At 53.1% G+C, this 16,253-nt stretch carries 14 protein-coding genes and 1 pseudogene; 14 read left to right on the top strand and 1 reads right to left on the bottom strand.

The window, feature by feature from the left end:
* Nucleotides 1-80 precede the first annotated feature (80 nt).
* The 14 genes and pseudogenes from xylB (at nt 81) to ACA051_RS14905 (ending at nt 15,867) form a co-directional block, all read left to right on the top strand.
* A complete protein-coding gene (xylB, locus tag ACA051_RS14970; protein WP_497375471.1) occupies nt 81-1,577 on the top strand; it encodes a xylulokinase in 1,497 nt (498 codons plus the stop codon).
* A gap of 13 nt (nt 1,578-1,590) precedes the next feature.
* A complete protein-coding gene (locus ACA051_RS14965; protein ID WP_497310476.1) occupies nt 1,591-2,535 on the top strand; it encodes a carbohydrate kinase family protein in 945 nt (314 codons plus the stop codon).
* A gap of 367 nt (nt 2,536-2,902) precedes the next feature.
* Nucleotides 2,903-4,957, top strand: a complete 2,055-nt coding sequence (locus tag ACA051_RS14960) for a type VI secretion system Vgr family protein (RefSeq protein ID WP_497375469.1) — start codon at nt 2,903-2,905, stop codon at nt 4,955-4,957.
* Nucleotides 4,948-5,811, top strand: a complete 864-nt coding sequence (locus ACA051_RS14955; RefSeq protein ID WP_497375467.1) for a DUF4123 domain-containing protein — start codon at nt 4,948-4,950, stop codon at nt 5,809-5,811. The genes ACA051_RS14960 and ACA051_RS14955 overlap by 10 nt, the downstream gene beginning before the upstream one ends.
* A gap of 36 nt (nt 5,812-5,847) precedes the next feature.
* Entirely contained in the window at nt 5,848-9,093 is a 3,246-nt protein-coding gene (locus tag ACA051_RS14950; RefSeq protein WP_497375465.1) for a hypothetical protein, read from the top strand.
* A 19-nt stretch (nt 9,094-9,112) separates the two neighbouring features.
* Nucleotides 9,113-10,087, top strand: coding sequence for a tetratricopeptide repeat protein (locus ACA051_RS14945; protein WP_497375565.1), 975 nt, complete (start codon nt 9,113-9,115; stop codon nt 10,085-10,087).
* Between the two features lie 322 nt (nt 10,088-10,409).
* Entirely contained in the window at nt 10,410-10,997 is a 588-nt protein-coding gene (locus ACA051_RS14940) for a hypothetical protein (RefSeq protein WP_497375463.1), read from the top strand.
* Between the two features lie 75 nt (nt 10,998-11,072).
* Nucleotides 11,073-11,597 carry a hypothetical protein gene (locus tag ACA051_RS14935; protein WP_497375461.1) on the top strand — a complete coding sequence of 175 codons (525 nt, stop codon included), beginning with the start codon at nt 11,073-11,075 and terminating at the stop codon, nt 11,595-11,597.
* Between the two features lie 134 nt (nt 11,598-11,731).
* A complete protein-coding gene (locus ACA051_RS14930) occupies nt 11,732-12,094 on the top strand; it encodes a hypothetical protein (RefSeq protein ID WP_497375459.1) in 363 nt (120 codons plus the stop codon).
* Entirely contained in the window at nt 12,087-12,959 is an 873-nt protein-coding gene (locus ACA051_RS14925) for a hypothetical protein (protein ID WP_497375457.1), read from the top strand. Before ACA051_RS14930 ends, ACA051_RS14925 begins: the two co-directional genes overlap by 8 nt.
* A gap of 10 nt (nt 12,960-12,969) precedes the next feature.
* Entirely contained in the window at nt 12,970-13,959 is a 990-nt protein-coding gene (locus tag ACA051_RS14920; RefSeq protein WP_497375455.1) for a phospholipase effector Tle1 domain-containing protein, read from the top strand.
* Nucleotides 13,952-14,605, top strand: coding sequence for a DUF2931 family protein (locus ACA051_RS14915; protein ID WP_497375453.1), 654 nt, complete (start codon nt 13,952-13,954; stop codon nt 14,603-14,605). Before ACA051_RS14920 ends, ACA051_RS14915 begins: the two co-directional genes overlap by 8 nt.
* Nucleotides 14,606-14,622: 17 nt before the next feature.
* Nucleotides 14,623-15,276 (top strand): annotated as a pseudogene (locus ACA051_RS14910) (DUF2931 family protein).
* Nucleotides 15,277-15,333: 57 nt separating this feature from the next.
* A complete protein-coding gene (locus ACA051_RS14905; RefSeq protein WP_497375451.1) occupies nt 15,334-15,867 on the top strand; it encodes a hypothetical protein in 534 nt (177 codons plus the stop codon).
* A gap of 75 nt (nt 15,868-15,942) precedes the next feature.
* On the opposite strand, the gene ACA051_RS14900 is transcribed toward ACA051_RS14905, so the two are convergent.
* Nucleotides 15,943-16,239 (bottom strand): hypothetical protein, encoded by a 297-nt coding sequence (locus ACA051_RS14900; RefSeq protein ID WP_497310471.1) that lies wholly within the window; start codon nt 16,237-16,239, stop codon nt 15,943-15,945.
* Between the last annotated feature and the right edge of the window lie 14 nt (nt 16,240-16,253).

Genomic DNA, 16,253 nt, shown 5'->3' with positions numbered 1-16,253 from the left:
CGCTCGACACTAACCTGTAGGAGCGAGGCTTGCCCGCGAATGGCTTCACCAAGATCGACCTGACACACCAAGGATCTACCATGGAAAACCAACAACTCTTCCTCGGCATCGACTGCGGCACCCAAGGCACCAAAGCCGTGATCCTCGACGCCCACAGTGGCCAGGTCCTGGGCCAGGGCGCGGCCGTGCACGGCTTGATCAGCGGCGCCAACGGTCGTCGCGAGCAAGACACCCGTCAGTGGCTGGAAGCGTTCACCCTGGCGACCCGCCAAGCGTTACTCGCGGCAAACGTCGACGGTCAGGACATCCTCGGCATCGGTGTCTCCGGCCAGCAACACGGCCTGGTGCTGCTTGATGACCAGGGCCAAGTGCTGCGTCCGGCCAAGCTTTGGTGCGACACCGAGTCCACCCCGGAAAACGATCGTCTGCTGGCTCACCTCGGTGGAGAAAAGGGCTCACTGGAACGCCTCGGTGTGGTCATCGCGCCGGGCTACACCGTTTCCAAACTGCTGTGGACCAAAGAACAGCACCCGGACATTTTTGCCCGGATCGCCCGCATCCTCCTGCCCCACGACTACCTGAACCACTGGCTCACCGGCCGCAGTTGCAGCGAGTACGGCGACGCGTCAGGCACCGGGTATTTCAACGTGCGGACCCGCCAATGGGATTTGCAGTTGCTGCGCGACATCGACCCAACCGGACGCCTGCAAGCTGCGTTGCCCGAGCTGATCGACGCCCATCAAGCCGTCGGCACGATCCTGCCAAGCATCGCCGAACACCTGGGCATCAACCCGCAAGCGCTGGTCTCCAGCGGGGGTGGCGACAACATGATGGGCGCTATCGGCACCGGCAACATCAAGCCCGGCGCCATCACCATGAGCCTCGGCTCTTCGGGGACGGTGTACGCCTATGCTGACCAGCCGAAAGTCAGCCCGGATGCGTCGGTCGCGACATTCTGTTCTTCCAGCGGCGGCTGGCTGCCGCTGATCTGCACCATGAACCTAACCAACGCCACGGGGGTCATTCGCGAGCTGTTCGACCTTGATATCGAGCAGTTCAACGAACTCGTGGCACAAGCGCCCATCGGCGCCGACGGCGTGTGCATGTTGCCGTTCCTCAACGGCGAGCGCGTCCCCGCCCTGCCCCATGCCAGCGGCAGCCTGCTCGGCCTGACCATGACCAACCTGACCCAGGCCAACCTGTGCCGCGCTGTCGTCGAGGGCACGACCTTCGGTTTGCGTTATGGACTGGACCTGCTGCGCCAGAATGGCTTACAAAGCCGCAGCATTTGCCTGATCGGCGGCGGCTCGAAGAGTCCGGTGTGGCGCCAAATCGTCGCCGACATCATGAACACGCCGGTGATCTGCACCGAGCAGAGCGAAGCGGCGGCTCTCGGCGCGGCGATACAAGCAGCGTGGTGCAAGTCCTGGGCAAACGGCAACGAGGACAGTCTGGCGGACCTCTGCGAGCGCTGCGTGAAGCTCGACCCGGCCAGTGAAACCTTGCCGATTGCGCAAAATGTGGCGGCCTGTCAGCAGGCCTATGAACGCTATCAACAACATGTCGCAACCCTTTAAAGAGCGAACAACTATGTATCTGGTGTGTGGCGAAGCGCTGTTCGATTTCTTCAGTGAAGACGACGCCAGCGGCCTGGCTTCAAAAGTGAACTTCAAGGCGATTGCCGGCGGTTCGCCGTTCAACGTGGCGGTTGGTTTGCGTCGGTTGGGTGTGGAGGCGGCGCTGTTTGCCGGGTTGTCCACCGACTACCTTGGCCGACGCCTGCAGCAAGTGCTGCAGGATGAAGGTGTACTCCCGGACTTCCTCGTGGATTTCGCCGCACCGACCACGCTGGCCATGGTCGCCGTCGGTGCCAATGGTTCGCCCCACTACAGCTTTCGTGGTGAAGGTTGCGCGGATCGGCAGCTCAAACCTGAGCATTTGCCTGAGCTGGGCCCGCAAGTGCGCGGTTTGCACATTGGCTCGTTTTCCTTGGTGGTGCAGCCGATTGCCGACACGCTGCTGGCGTTGGTGCAGCGCGAAAGTGGTAAACGCCTGATCAGCCTTGATCCGAATGTGCGACTCAATCCTGAGCCGAATATCGACCTGTGGCGCTCGCGGATTGCGACGCTGGTTGAGTTGGCCGACTTGATCAAAGTCAGCGATGAAGACTTGAGCCTGTTGTACCCCGAGCAAGATCCGCAGCGGGTGATTGAAGGTTGGCTGCAGCATCGCTGTCAGTTGGTGTTCCTGACCCGGGGTGGTGAGGGGGCGACGGTGTTCAGCCGCAACCATGGTTCATGGTCGGTGCCGGCGAGCGCGGTGAAAATCGCCGATACCGTGGGCGCGGGTGATACGTTTCAGGCGGCGTTGATTACCTGGCTGACCGAGCAGCAGCTGGATTCGGTTGGGGGTGTGCAATCGCTTGAGCGCGGGCAAATCGACGGGATGTTGAAATTTGCGGTGCAGGCAGCGGCGCTGACATGCAGCAAGACCGGGCCGGATTTGCCGTATCGGCAGCAGTTGGAAATGCGCTGAATGTGAAGCCCTGCAACATAGAATCTCCCACATTGGATCGACAGTGAACTCGGGTTTTGTGCTCGACAACGATCCACTGTAGGAGCGAGCCTGCTCGCGATGGCGGTGCAACACACACCGCCAATCTCAGGGGCGCCACTCCAAAAGTCTGAAAATGACTGTCAATTCACGGTCGCCGCAAGGGTATGACGCTGTCATGTCCAGGAACGGATGACGCAACATCCCCCGCATTCATTGGCCGATACCGTGTATCTAAGGGTTTTCCCGATAGCCCAACGCATCCACGCCTACGGCATTTGCGCCTTGAACGAGGCGGTTTAATGCTGCACCATCCGCACCAGCTTATTCAAAGGACGGAATTCAAGGCATGCTGGACGCGAACGCAACCCATATTTCCCTGACGCTGGAAGGCGTTTCCGTTGACCTGCAAGTGCTCAGCTTCGTCGGTCGCGAAACCCTCAATCAGCCGTTCTGTTTCGACATCGAACTGGTCAGCGCCCGCCCTGACCTTAAACTCGAAGAGTTGCTGCACAAGCCTGGCTCCCTGACCTTCGGCGCCACCGGCAAGGGCATCATCCACGGTCTGGTCTATCGCATCGAGCAAGGCGACTCCGGCAAAAGCCTGACGCGCTACAGCATCAGCCTGGTTCCGCAACTCGCTTACCTGCGTCACAACCATGACCAGCAGATTTTCCAGCATTTAAGTGTGCCGAAGATCATCGCCCAGATACTTGAGGCGCGCGGCATCCTGGCCGATGCCTACAGTTTTCAGCTCGGCGCGATCTACCCCGAGCGCGATTACTGCGTGCAGTACGACGAGTCCGACCTGCACTTCATCCAGCGACTGTGTGAAGAGGAAGGCATTCACTTCCACTTCCAGCACAGCGCCAGCGGCCACAAACTCGTCTTCGGCGATGACCAGACAGTGTTCCGCAAGCTCTCGCCTGTGGCCTACCAGCAAGACTCCGGCATGGCCGCCACGAAACCGGTGATCAAGCGTTTCAACCTTCGCCTTGAAACCCGCACCTCCCGCGTCAGCCGCCGCGATTACGACTTCGAAAAACCAAGCATCCTGCCCGAAGGCGCCGCCAAGAGCACCTTCGCGCCGGACCTCGAAGACTACGACTACCCCGGCCGTTTCCTGACCCGTGAGCGCGGCAAACAACTGGCGACCCGCGCACTGGAACGCCATCGCAGCGATTACCAACTGGCCGAAGGCAAAGGTGACGAACCCACTCTGGTCAGCGGCCACTTCATGGCCCTGAGCGAGCACCCGCGCGCCGAATGGAACGACCTCTGGCTGTTGCTCGAAGTCGTGCACGAAGGCAAGCAACCGCAGGTGCTCGGCAAAAACGTCACCAGCGACGTCACCCACAACAAAGACGATTTCCATCAGGGCTACCGCAACCGGTTCCTCGCCACGCCGTGGGACGCGCACTTCCGCCCTGCCCTCGAACACCCGAAACCGAAAGTCCTGGGCAGCCAGACTGCCATCGTCACCGGCCCGCCCGGCGAAGAAATCCACTGCGACGAGTACGGCCGCGTCAAAGTGCAATTCCACTGGGACCGCGACGGCCAGGCCAACGACAACACCAGTTGCTGGCTGCGCGTCGCCACCGGCTGGGCCGGCAGTGCCTACGGCGGCATCGCCATCCCGCGCGTCGGCATTGAAGTCCTCGTCACCTTCCTCGAAGGCGACCCCGACCAACCGCTGATCACCGGCTGCCTGTTCCACAAGGAAAACGTCGTCCCCTACGACCTGCCGGCAAACAAGACCCGCAGCACCTTCAAAACCCTGAGTTCACCGGGCGGCAAGGGTTACAACGAGTTTCGTATCGAAGACAAGAAAGGTGCGGAACAGATTTATCTGCACGCCCAGCGCGATTGGGATGAAAACATCGAGCACGACCAGAAGATCCGCATCGGCAATGAACGCCATGACACGGTCGAGGCCAATGTTTTAAGCGAATTCAAGGTTGAAGAGCACCGCATCACCCATCTCGACCGCAAGACCGAAGCGCGGGCGGATGATCACCTGACGGTGGCGGTGACCCAGCATTTGAAAGTGGGGACAGCGCAGTTTGTCGAGGCTGGGCAAGAGATTCATTACCACGCTGGCGAGAAGGTGGTGGTTGAAGGCGGGATGGAACTGACGGCCAAGGCTGGCGGGAGTTTCGTCAAGGTTGATGCGGGGGGTGTGACGATTAGTGGGGCTGAGGTGAAGGTGAATACCGGGGGCTCGCCTGGGGTGGGTACGCCTGCTGCGCCGTTGTTGCCGGGGCCGATGAAGGTGGCGGATGCGGATAGAGCGGGCAAAGTCCCGATCCCGTTGCCCAAACGCTTGAATGAATCCGGCATCACCCCTTTGTGCGGCAAACAGAGCAACGGCGCTTGCAGCCGTAAGGATTGCACATGCATGTAAAAGCGTTGAACGCCCTCCTCGCCGAACCCCGTCATGCGTTCGAGCAACTTCCAAGAGAATCATCCAGCCAAGCGCTGTGTTTCGTCATCGACCGCACTCGCCAGCCTGAAGCCATCAGCCGCCTCTACCGGGTCGGCGAGCCAATGAATTCTCAAGGGTTGTTCATCGGCACCGATTTCGCCGAGATCGCCGCTGACGGCCCCTTGTGGCTCACCGCGCCTTGGGGCAGCCGACTGGCAGTCGAAGCCGCAGCGCTTTGCGCAGAAAACTTTGCCGGCATCGCCCTGACCACTGACGACCCGGTCAAGGCCTTGGCCCATGCACGCTGGCTGCTACGCGCCAATGACGGTTCCGGTGGCCAAAGCCTGCTGAGCTATCACAAGCCAAGCCTGTGGGCTGCACTGGCCTACTCCGCCAGCGAAACCGCCCACCAGCTCTTCGGCCCGTGGCAACACGTCTACACCCCTGCCCCAATCCATTTCGGAGCCCACAACGGCAACTGGTTGAGCTGGCGCCCAGTCTCGGAACTCGAATGGCTGGGTGACGTCTCAACGTTCAACCTGCCAGAACATGCGCCGAAGATCCAAGAGCGACTGGGTTGGGTCTACTGGGTCGATGAGCAATACGCCGCATTCGGCGAACCGACTGACGAAGAGCTGCCCAACATCACGGCAAACCTTGATGTATTGGTTGCTCATAACATCTACGAAGGCCGGCATTTGCTCAAACTGGCCGACATCGCCAACGGCCCGCTGCTCGAAACGCAGCCCCGGGCCATGGCCATCCTGCAATCCAGGGAAGAGTCGTTCATCAAGGTTGAACAGCTGAAGCAACTCGCCACCAGCGCCGCCTGATGAACCCATCCGCGTAACGAATGAATGGAAGCATTTATGGAATCCAATACCAGTGCTGTACCTACTGCACCAACAGCCGAAGAAATCTGTGCGAAGCCGCCCCGGGATCTCGGTGAACAGCCCGATGCACCTGATGAAACGCCCGGCTCACATGACAAAGTAAAAACGCCGTGTTCAACATCCTACGGCAGCGCGATTTACGACACCGAAAATGAATCGTTCTGGCTACTGCCGGAACGCACGACTTCGGCGCTTAAAGAAGCGGCCAATGACCTGGATCAAAAAGTAAGTTCAAGCAAGTCTGCCGAAGAGCGCAAAAAAGGCCTCTACAGCACAGGGTTGCTTGAATACTTCCTAGAACCCAAATTGGGCAACTTTCTCGCGGGCGAAGAGCAAGCGCGAATGCTCGAGATTGAAGCGCAATACCCAAGCATCAGTGACCTGGACGCCACGTTGCTGGAGGCGCAGCAACAGAGAAAGACTGCAACACCACCGGCTCCGGCTCCCTCGACGCCTCTAACCCGACTTGAACAGGATGACATCAAAAAATCCGAGTGGATGGCAGCGCAACAAGACGCAACGCGGGTGCACGGTGTTTATGCTGAATGGCAAAAGTTGAAGCGCACCGCCATCGTCGCCGCTAAAGAAAAGGGTTACGCCTACGAAAGTGGAAGTCTGTACTCCCCTGAATCCATTGCAGCGCGCGAGGGCGTTCAGAAATACCTCAAAGCTCGAGAAACCTTACTCAAAGAAAAAGACCTGGCCACATTAGGCTCGGCTGAACTCGCGCCGCTGCTGGCTGAAGACAAAAAGCGACTAGACGAGGTCGCGACTTGCGGGGCGAATAACCAACTCCCTCTTTGTACGTACGTGCGCGATCAGGAAGCACAGCGCTTAAAAAGAAAAGCGATCTATGTTGCTTACCTTGAGTCCATTACCAGTGTTGCTCAATACGGAATTGCCTTACCCGAATTCGCCCTGATTCCCGCGAGCGGTGCTTTGGTCGAAGGCGGCGTAGACCTGTTCAAACAATACCTGGCGCTTGAGAAAAAGCAGACAGAGGTCAACGAACGCCTTAGCAAAAAATATAAAGGCTGGATCGAAGCAAGCGGCCGACAGGCCGAAGCGCCGGCCAACCTTGTTTCCCTCGAGCGCGCCGAATGGGACCGCCTGCAGGCAGATAAAGAAAAGTTACGACTGCAAGCCGAGAAAAACATGGAAACCGCACCTGTTCGTCGGCATCTGTTGTGGGAGCCCGAACAGTTCCAGGCCAAGCCGATGGATAGGCTGGTCAAGGATGGTTTTCCGCTTCATGAAATGAGCATGCTGGATGACCTCAAGAAACCGTTGACTTACCTGAGCATGTATTCGCTTCCAAGACTTCAAGCCACCGTCAAGAACGACTGGAAAAAGGTCGGCGCCAAAGTCAAAGACTTGACCAAGCGCCCAGGTAACAGCACAGGCAAAGCCGCCACCGACAGTGAATTGAATTTGTTCGGCCAATGGCTCGAACAGGAAGGCGCTCTGCGGATAAAGGACCAGGAAAGCGACTGGTTTTCCCCCGACGGCTGGTTCGAGATCGAAAAGTTTTACACCTTTCTGCAAACCAAGAATTACAAAGTCACTGCCCTTGATAGTGCCGGCAGCCGCAAGGAATGGGGAGTACGCCTGCAACAGGTGTTGTTCAAAGACAACGTGCGCAAGACCTTTCGCATTTTTGATATCAGCCCCCAAGCGCAACTGGTTCGCTGCCTAACGTCGTCATCCACTGAGATCATTCACGGGTCAACAAAAGTCGAAGGCCCCGCTTTTAGCCTGGCGGAAGGATTTAAAGCCTCGGCCAAAGCGTCATTCGGCGTCGACCTCGCCCGTGGTGAAGTCGAACTGTTTAAAGTCGATCTGCCTGAACGCACCAAAGCCAAAGAAATCACGTTTACCTATCTAGACGGCCATAGCGTCCAGCAAACACTCAATCTGGGCCGGTTTTCGTTGTATCTCGGCGCCAAGGCCTGGGGCTATGCCGGCGCCTCGCTGCTGCTTTCCTCCGAGATAGCGCTGGACGTTGGCAACGCGGGATTCCATTTGGCTCCGCCAGAACCCGTGGTACGGACCGGAGACAAGCGCGATTTCGTCCACACCGAAACCAGCGATCAAATCAAGGGAGCCCCGGCAAAGCTGCAGGTGCAGAACGGAGGCAAAGCAGCCTTCAATTTATTCGCTGGTTTGCAATCTGGAATCATGGTGACCGGCGCCTTGAACTGGGCCCCGCCTTCCGAAGTCGCCCTGCTGCAAAGGGCCCCTACATCAGGGTCCAAAGACTCAATGAAGACCAACGAGTGGTTCAGCCTCGCTCGTTTGACCGCAGAACTCAATGTGGCCGCAGGTTTGGGAGCAAAGGGCGAAGCGAGTATTTCGTTGCATGACGGCCGGTTGATTTTGGTACTGAAGGCTTCGTTGGTAGCCGGCCCTGGTGTGGGTGGGGCTTTCAAATTCGAAGTGGGTTACGACGCAGTGACAGAGTTGATCAACTTGTTCCGTCGAGAGCTGTATAAGAACAAGCAGAACCCGTTTATTTCTGTTGATGACAAGGCATTTACTTTGATGTCGAACCTGAATGCTTTGGCTGTTTGTGGGTTTGATGTAGGGATGGTGTATTTGCAGGGAATTGATTTCGTCATGTCACTCTATGAATCGCTAACCGCCACAGGTAAAGGTGGGCCAATTGCAGACACCATTATAAATTATGAAAATCGGGCAGAACTTGAGGAATGGTGTGTGAATGCTATTCCAAGTGCTTTGGGCCCTTTGTTATTTACACTGATCAGTCCGCCAAATAGCTTTGCCGTCACACTTACAAACAGCACAGGTGACTCATCAGATAAAGAGGCGACACGTCAATACAATGAAGACCAATCACATCTACTTCAACAGAGGGCGATTGAACAAATTTTTGGCTGGATTCTAAATCGAGCCAAAAAACAAAATTCATTAGATAAAGCTCAAAGCCACTTTGAAGAAATTTGTGTCTGCATGAATCGTTTTGGAGTTAAATCTACAGAATCCGGACAGGTGTATTGCGAGAGTCGCTTAGCCCTTGATAATTTTATGGCAGAAGCTGTCCTTCGATTAACTGAACGTGATGGAGATGAAATGCGCGCCGACTATAGATCTCATGTGAAAACACTTGGAGCGAACAAAGACGGATACTGCCAGCGTAGTCAATATTTCGGGCGCACTTATATCCCGTCCGGCAAGACAACTTATAATGGTCCGTCCCACTAATTACAGAGAAGAAAAGAATATGCTATCGAGAGTACTTCTGACGCTTATTATTTTATTAGTGAATACTAGCTATGCATCCGCCCAGCTGAGTCCCGAACAAAAGATTGCAAAAGACAAAGGGCTAGAGCTTTACAATCAACTTAAAGCCATATCTGCAGTTCCATTTCTTACTGTTGCCGCCGAAGCTGGCGATCACGAAGCGCAATATTTTCTAGCAGAATCTTTGAGAACCAAAAATCACTATATGACAACTCAAGCCAAGCACTGGTATGAGGCCGCTGCTGGTCAAGGTGATCTTTACGCAATGATTCAACTTGGTCGTAACAAAAACGATATTTGTGATATAAAAAATGACTGCCCTACCAATCAAACAAAATCAATTGACTGGTTGAATCAAGCCCGAGACCTAGCAAAACCTAAAGCGGACGATGGAGACGCTGAGGCTATGTTCGTTATGTACGAGCTTACGCTAGAGAATGAATGGCTTGAAAAATCGGCCTCCGCAGGCTTTGCGCTTGCACAATATTGGATGGCCGTGGGTTACAAGCAAGGTAATGGATTTTCTCTACCATGGAAACGTACTGAAGCAACTGAAAAATGGTTCAAAGCATCAGCAGAAGGCGGTTACCCTAAATCGATGATGGAGTATGCGGCGATTTTGTACGAAAAGTCAGATTTGAACGGCTTTCGCCATTGGAATGAACAAGCAGCGCTAGCAGGCTATGCAACTACAGTTTACGGTTATGGGTCCGACCTCGCTCATGAACCAGACAAATATGGCTTTCCATTCGACATAATCAAAGGTTATGCACTCGTATACTCCCTAAAAGAGCTAGATGGTGGTGGCGGATTACAATCTAGAGTAGAAAGTAAGCTCCCGAAAATTGCTGCAAAAATGACACCCGCGCAAATAATGGAGGCCGAAGAGTTCGCCAAAAAATGGAAAGCCACACACCCTCCACTGTCATTTTTCCCTGATAAATTGAGCCGTTAACATTAATGAGTATTAACTTAGCATGCGTGCTATTAGTTGCCACCATTTCAAGTAGTGCATTCGCGCAACTATCCCCGGAGCAACAATCAGCAAAATCGCGAGGTTTAGTTCTCTACAATCAATACAAAATTGTTTCGGCTATCCCGGTCCTGACCGTTGCCGCTGAGGCAGGGGATCACGAGGCACAATATTACCTTGGCGAATCACTCCGAAATTGACGGAACTGCCACTGGGGTTCAGCATTAAAGGTGAAGCGTCTTATGTGCCTCGTACGGGTGAGATGTGTTCGGTACCTGCGAAGAAAGGCAGGAACTATCCGGGGTTGACGTTTTTTGAACAGAAGCTGAGTGATAGTGCGCAAACGGCGCAGTTTGAAATTCCGCTGAACACCATTGAAGGTGGTTGTCCTTTGGTATTGGCTAGTTTCGGCTATGAGGTAGACGCGAAGTATGGGGCTGCCCGGCTTAATATAGGTAGGGACTACACGGGAATTTCGTTTCAGAATGGAATTTTAGATGGTCTAAATCCTCCTTCCCCCACGACACTCCAGAAACAATGCGAGTGGTTGTTCCGTACAGTGGGGCCCAATCGTTACATAGCTAAAATTCTAAAATGTAAATCTGTGGCAACACCTGAACAAAAGAGTGGTTCAGTTGCAGAAGGTCCACTGCAACGTACTCAGTTAGCAGGAAAGACGGTTAAAGTAGCATTCGCTATTTCAAGAGAAGAAAGGCCGGCCGTAGGTGATAACTGGGTGAAGTTTCCGTCTGGATGGAGGCGATGCATGGGGGAAAGCATCGAAGACCTCTATGCGTTTTGTAATGGGAACACCACCAGTTTCAAACCCTTCAAAATGCCGGATGGACGTGATTGCACCGTCTACCCCAACTGCACCGAACAAGGGAAATAGAATGCTTTCTCGAGATTTTTTGACCGAACTTGTTCGAGTAGCGGCCATCGGTTTAGGGACGCTTGGGGCTACAGGGTGTCTGTCGCACAACAAGATAGCTTCACACTGATAACTGAACTGCCACCCGGATTCAGCATTAAAGGCGAAGCTTCCTATGTGCCTCGTACGGGAGAGAGTTGTACAGTCCCTCCTCGAGCAGGCAGAAGCTATCCAGGTTTAAAATTCTTTGAGCAAAAACTAAATAACGCAGCTCAGACAGCGCATTTCGAAGTGCCACTGACCAGCAATGAAGTTGGCTGCCCGCTGGTGATTGATACCTTCTCATATGAGGTTGACGCCAAATATGGTGCTGATTTTCGCAATGTAGGTAGGGCCCATACAGGGGTTTCGTTTCGAGATGGAAGCGCAGAAAGTCCAAGCCCTCCTCCAGTCCTAATCTTGCAGAAACAGTGCGAATGGTTCTTTCGCACCGCAGGACCAAAACGCTACATCGTAAAACTTCTGAAATGTAGATCTATAGAAACTCCGGACCAAGTAACTGATACAGATGATAAAGGTCCCTTGCAACGTGCTCAGTTTGCAGGAAAGACACCAGCATAAACGGACGATACGGCACCTCTTCATTGGATATTGGTGGGGACGGTGGTGGAATATCTATCCGAGAACCAGCTTCCTCGGACGGACCAAAAATCGAGTCAACTAGTAATACCGAATTCCGAGGCCTGTGTACTTGGATGTTCCAGCTCAGTGTTGCAAGAATTCAAAAAGACGGTATTTCGAAAATCTTGTCATGTAGCGCTGCAAATAACGACTGGACAGTCCCTGCTGATTATTTCGCTCGCAGCAAACCCGGCGGTGCGGTGCAAAAGTCCACACTAAAAGACAGCGAAGTAAAATTAACGTTTCGGCTCTCTGATGAAGAAGAACCCAGCAAAGATAATCGGTGGGTAAAAACTCCAAACGGTTGGAAGCCATGTCAAGGCACGGAAACGTCAAAGCGTTGCCAAACGCCGCCAACCTTTAAAACTTTCAAGCTGAACGGACGTGAGTGCACCGTCTACCCGAACTGCACAGAGCAAGGAGCATTGAATGAGTAGCAATTTTTTTTCAGGCGGCGTGAAGTCTGTATTTTTTCTTGCTCTTCCATTGATGGGTGCCTGTAACTGGGCTGGGCAGATGGCACGGGACGGTGCGGAGGAAGCAACCAGTAACTACGGTTCAGAATCTTTTATTTTAGTCGCAACAACACCTGCCAATTTTGGATTTATATCAAAAGCACAGTACGCGCCACGTGCAGGGCAGAATTGTAAAACCTACTCGCCTGGCTTGGGTGGAGAAGTCACCAGACATCAGCAAAAAACTGATCGGATCGACGTTAAAAACATCGAACAAACTGAACGCTTCGAGATACCACTTGAGTATCACATCGCAGGGTGTGTCATGGATTTGGTGCGTGTAGATACCAGCATAAACGGACGATATGGCACCTCGTCATTAGATATAGGTGGAGATGGGGGTGGATTTTCTATAAGGAATTTGCCAGACGGAAACCCTTCAAATACATCTAACTCTCCCGAAGTTAACTTCCATGGAGTGTGCAACTGGTTGTTCCAATTGAGCGTGGCAAGAATTAAGAAGGACGGCATCTCAAAAATATTGTCATGCAGCGCTGCAGATGAGCAATGGAATGTGTCGGAAGATCGTTTCAGCAAAAGCAAGCCCGGCGGGGCTTTAAACCGTAATGTTCTGCCGGGAAAAATTATTCATCTTGTAATGCGCTACTCACCCGAAGAAAAACCCGCATTTGAAGAAAAATGGAAAAAATTTCCGAATGGATGGAAACCATGCCTAGGCAAGGGCATTAACGATACATACGGATTCTGTCGCGGAAACACTAAGGATTTCAGGACCTTCACTATGGATGGTCGTGAGTGCACTATTTATCCTGGTTGCACAAATTAAGGAGCGGGGAATGGATCTCAGGGAAAGACAATCGCTTAGCGACCAAAAACGCATATGCCCTGCAATCGGAGAGTGGATCAGCTTCCGACTCGTGGATGAATTTGGTAGCGCCAAACCCTATGCAGGTTTGGCATATGAATTATTCGATAGCTTTACTTGGAAACCACAGACTGATGTATCTATTAATTTTATCGGTGTTTACGACACAGTCGCGGCTATTGCCAATCCGGCGCTAGGCGACTGGAATGGCAATAATGCTTACAACCCTGGTATCAATATCTATCTGGCACCAGATATAGCTAAGAAGATCGTCCAGTTAGTTGCTCGAAATGAGCGCCGTTATAATTTTGCTCTCAATAGTGCTGGAGCGGCAGATATTGTTTTGCCAGGCGTGCATTCAGACCTTGGTGGCGGCTATTTACCAAAAGCGATTGAGCGGATACTGCTCAGCAAGCCGCGAAAAAGCGAGATTGAAGAAAAAACATCGTTCGCCGAAGCCAACAGTTACAAACTTGCCCTGCAGGACTTGAGACGACTTCAAGACCAATTGTCCCAATATAACCTTTCGCTCGAGGTCAGGACTTGGGAGGTTCCGTTTCGGAGTACTGAAAAGGGCAATCAAAAAGATATGAAACACATTTATGCAGCAGTCAGCAGCCAGCGCGAAGTGCGTAGTGATCTGTCCTTGATCTACTTTCGAATCATGCGCGAATTGGCAGTGGAAAATGATGTGCCATTTGACGAAATTGACGAAGGCACGTCGCGACTTACATTACCAACAGAACTCGTTTCAATCTCAGAGAAGCTGATGGCATACGCGCAAGGGAAAAACAATACAACAGGACTGAGCCCCCAAGAGGAGGAGTTGCTATATCGTCGCTATATTCATTTGTCCGACAACTGGAACGCAGCGAAAAACCTAGATAATAGCGACTTGAATATAGTTTTCATTAATAGACCCGACGAAAACTCTGTGCGCACGGTGCATCCGAATGAGTAACTCTTTACGTATCGCCATTGTGGTATTTCTGCTCAGTGGCTGCACATTTGCCAATAGTGAATCATTACCTTACAAGGCATGGCGCTTGGGCTTTTCAGCGCCTAACTATATGGAAGTCTGGATTGAAACAGCGGACGTTATCGATATGCAAGGACAAGTCTATCGACGCGCCATGAGTGGAAATGCGGCGATACAGACACCTCCTAACAATACAGGCGACCCTAGAGGGTGGCCTGAAAGACCAGGTATAGGTAAAGGTAAAAATGTCACGGGAGCGGACTTGCCTAAAAAGATCTATGTCCGATGGCAATCGCTGGTCGAGCCTCAAACCTACAAAATGGTAATCGAGATACCCGAGTCGACCAGGGAGATCATGCGCAAGGGCGAAAAGGCTTTTTGTGCGGCGGATGGAAAATGGATAACAGACTACCGCAAGGCATTGGTTATCAATTTGGCACCTGGAGGTGTCGCGAAAGTCTGGGTACTAGGTTCCTGTCTGACTCCAATCGAGGTGACGCGAGTAAAAGCCGAGATTGATCCGCGTGGTCCATACGAGGGGGAGTCTGGAGGTAAACATCGCCCGCTTTCGGCAGTCTCCAAAGCCTATGTCGAAAAATTTGGTGTGCCATATGACTCTTGGAAATGACCAGCCACAACATCCTAATGTGTAAATTTGTTCATATTGCCATCGTGGCATTGTTGCTCAGCGGCTGCACATTTGCCAATAGCGAGCCCTTACCCTACGACGCTTGGCGCTTGGGCTTCTATGCGCCTAGCTATATGGAGGTCTGGATCGAAACAGCTGACGTCGTAGATATGCAGGGTAACGTTTATAGACGCGCCATGAGTGGAAACGCTGAAATGCTCAAGCCCTCGAACAATACCGGTGACCCTAAAGGCTGGCCTGCAAGACCAGGCTGGGGGAAAGGCAAATATGTAATGCGGGCGGACCTGCCGAAAGTAATCTAGGTCCGTTGGCAATCGTTGGTCGAGCCCAAAACCTACAAAATGGCTATCGATATTCCTGAGTCAACCAGATAGATCATGCGAAAGGGTGAAAAGGCTTTCTGTGCCGCCGATGGGAAATGGATTACGGGTTACCGCAAGGCAATTGTTGTAAGTCTGGCCCCTGGCGGCATCGCCAAAGTCTGGGTAGTCGGCCCGTGCTTGACGCCAATTGAGGTTACGCGAGTACAGGCCGAAGTTGATCCTCGAGGGCCATATGAAGGGGAGTCCGGGGGAAAACACCGCCCTCTGTCAGCTTTTTCAAAAGCCTATGTCGAAAAATTCGGTGTTCCGTATGGCTCTTGGGAATAACGGCACTGCCCGGTACTTCAAGCATTGCTCCAATGCGAATACTGAGCCTGATATTAAGTGAAAAAAGCGTGCTGGTGTTTAATCGCGGCGCTGCTGGCGAATCCCGCATTTGCTGAGGTACAGCGGTCAATTCTCAACTGTCCGTTGTCCGATGGCACAGGTATCTCCTTGCTGGCAGAGGTAAACGCTGATGGCCAGCGTCTACTCGTAAATCTCGATCAAAAAACGTCGAATGCATTCACCGACATGCCTGACTCCGACTTTGTCGGGGAAGTCGTCATGGCCAAGTGCGCGTCCTCTAGTCTGATATTTGTCATAGACTACGGTTCCCCCTATTTGAAGGGCGTCGTTTTACGCAAAAATCCGGTCAGTCATTCAATCGAGCGAATCGATTTTGCCGAGAAAGCCCTGCCCCGTTATCTTTATTTGGGGCAACATCAGATGAGGCTGGTCATTCCAAATATCGGGAATGAAGTCTCCACGAAGTTTTTGGTTTATGACTATGTCGCGGGCAAAGGTCAGCCGGACGAGGCTGCCGGTAGTGACGTCGTACCTAATGGCCGTGGCTTCAAGGTCGTACACCTCAAGTAGGCATCAAATAGATAAAACACCCTGCCATAACAAATCCAGCGCCTACGGGCGCTGGATTGTTTGGAGTTTCAGAGGTCAAACAGGCGCCTTCCACCCCATCATCCGCTGCTGAGCCACCTGCAACAGATCAAAACCATCCTGAGTCAGCAGATAAAGCGCATGGGTAATGTGCGGGATATCTTGAACATCCCCGTGCTTGAAGCATTGGCAGTGAAGGGTTTCAAGTAACTGGCTGGCGGCCCGGACCCGCTGTAAGGCGGCTTCGAGAATGTCTTGGGGATTGGCTTCGGTGTCAATCACCAAAGGACTTGAATCGGTAACGTTGCTGTTGATTGAACGGTAGCGATCGGGAAACGGGTTTAGCGTAGGCATAGTAATTACTCGGG

Source organism: Pseudomonas sp. LBUM1669 (assembly GCF_059695705.1).
This window is presented reverse-complemented; position numbering and strand designations above follow the sequence as displayed.